Origin of the sequence: Paraburkholderia humisilvae (genome assembly GCF_902859855.1) — a bacterium.
GTDB classification, from domain to species: Bacteria; Pseudomonadota; Gammaproteobacteria; order Burkholderiales; family Burkholderiaceae; genus Paraburkholderia; species Paraburkholderia humisilvae.
The window spans coordinates 1-1,642 of the sequence record NZ_CADIKH010000309.1; the positions used below are offsets into that span (position 1 = coordinate 1).

Consider the following 1,642-nt stretch of genomic DNA (forward strand, 5'->3'; position numbering starts at 1 on the left):
TGGATTCCGGTTAGCTGGTTGTTACTCTCGACAAGCAACATTCTCAGCCAACCGCCACCGCCTTCTCAATTCCCCGCCTCAACCCCATACACCAGATCCGACAATAGCTCGTGCTGGCAGGCGCGTGCGCAGTTTCTTCAGATAGGCGAGAGGATCTGAGATTGACCCAGAAAAACGGACATCTATCCTTTGGAGAAGGAGGTGCCGATTATGGGCAAGCATCGTACCCCGTACCCGGCGGAATTCCGGGCGAAAATGGTCGAGCTGGTGAAGGCGGAACGCAGGCCGAAGGAACTGAAAAAGGAGTTCGAGCCGAGCGCGCAGACCATCTACATATATGGACTGCCCTCAAGAGCAAGCTGAAGTTGACAGACACGGAGGTCGATTGCGTACATATATCCGGCGTCAGGGCATAGCCCAGCGCCCAACTGGAATTCCGCGCGTGCAGGCATCAACAACTGGAAGACCTCAAGGGCCGTTATAGATTTCAGGTTCCCTGCTCGCCGGATCGACCGGGTGCCATTCGTCAATTCATCAACGCATCGTTAGTGAAGTCGGAGCTATACAGCTTTCTGGTACGACTGGCCGGTTGCGAGCATCGACCAGATGACACGGGCCATCTTGCTGGCGATTGCCACGATGGCACGATTGGCGCCTCGTCGGGCCTGCAGCGCCAAAGCCCACGCATGCTTCCTGTCATGTTTGTTTGGGGCGGTTCGAAGTACCGCGCGTGCACCGTGGATAAGCAGGGTGCGTAAGTGGCGGTCGCCTCGTTTGCTTATGCCGGGGAGATGGGTGCGATCCCCGCTTGAACTCTGACGGGGAACAAGGCCGAGCCAGGCAGCGAAGTGACGGCCGTTCCGGAAGTCCTTTGGATCGGATACGGCGCAACGATGGCGGTAGCCGTCTTGGGCCCAACTCCTTCAATCTGCGCAATGCGCTGGCAGGTTTCACTGGCCTTGAACACCACATCGATACGCCTGTCGAACCCGGCGATGCGTTTGTCGAGCTCACGCAGCTGGTCCATGAGGTCGGCGAGCATCTCGCGTGCGAGTGGCGTCAGGCAGTTTGAAATGTCTGCGAAGATCGCCGGGATTTCCCGGCGTGCACGAGTGATCGATTGCGCGAATACGATGCCGCGTTCAGCGAGAATGCCGCGCATCTGACTCACGAGTCCGGTCCGGTTACTGACGAGACGGCTGCGGGCGCGGTGAAGGCTCTGGACATCCTGTTGCTCGACGGACTTGACCGGCACAAAGCGCATTGATGGTCGCTGCAACGCTTCGCAGATCGCCTCGGCATCGTTGCCGTCATTCTTGTTGCCCTTCACAAAGGGCTTCACGAATTGCGGGCTGATGAGTTTGACGACATGCCCTTGCTGCTGGAACTGTCGTGCCCAATGATGAGCGCTCGAGCAGGCTTCCATCCCGATCGTACATGGCGTGAGTCGGAGAATGAGTTCCGCCAGTTGAGCGCGGCCGACGCGGCGTCGCGGAACAAACTTGCCCGTGGCATCCACACCGTGCACCTGGTCGGGTAGCAGCAGCGCATTGCTGCGCCGCCGCCCCCTAAGAACCGGACGTGCGGGTCACCCCGCATCCGGCTCAAGCCATTCTTCAGCACCATAGGGTGGCACCGAACA

1 protein-coding gene and 1 pseudogene are annotated in these 1,642 nt (G+C 59.1%); one reads left to right on the plus strand and one right to left on the minus strand.

What is annotated here, in order from left to right; genetic code table 11:
• Positions 1-210 precede the first annotated feature (210 nt).
• Complete coding sequence (locus tag HV796_RS42140; protein ID WP_175233529.1) at positions 211-363, plus strand: hypothetical protein; 153 nt, start codon at positions 211-213, stop codon at positions 361-363.
• Positions 364-560: 197 nt separating this feature from the next.
• On the opposite strand, the pseudogene HV796_RS42145 reads toward HV796_RS42140, so the two are convergent.
• A pseudogene (locus HV796_RS42145) lies at positions 561-1,546 on the minus strand (IS110 family RNA-guided transposase).
• Between the last annotated feature and the right edge of the window lie 96 nt (positions 1,547-1,642).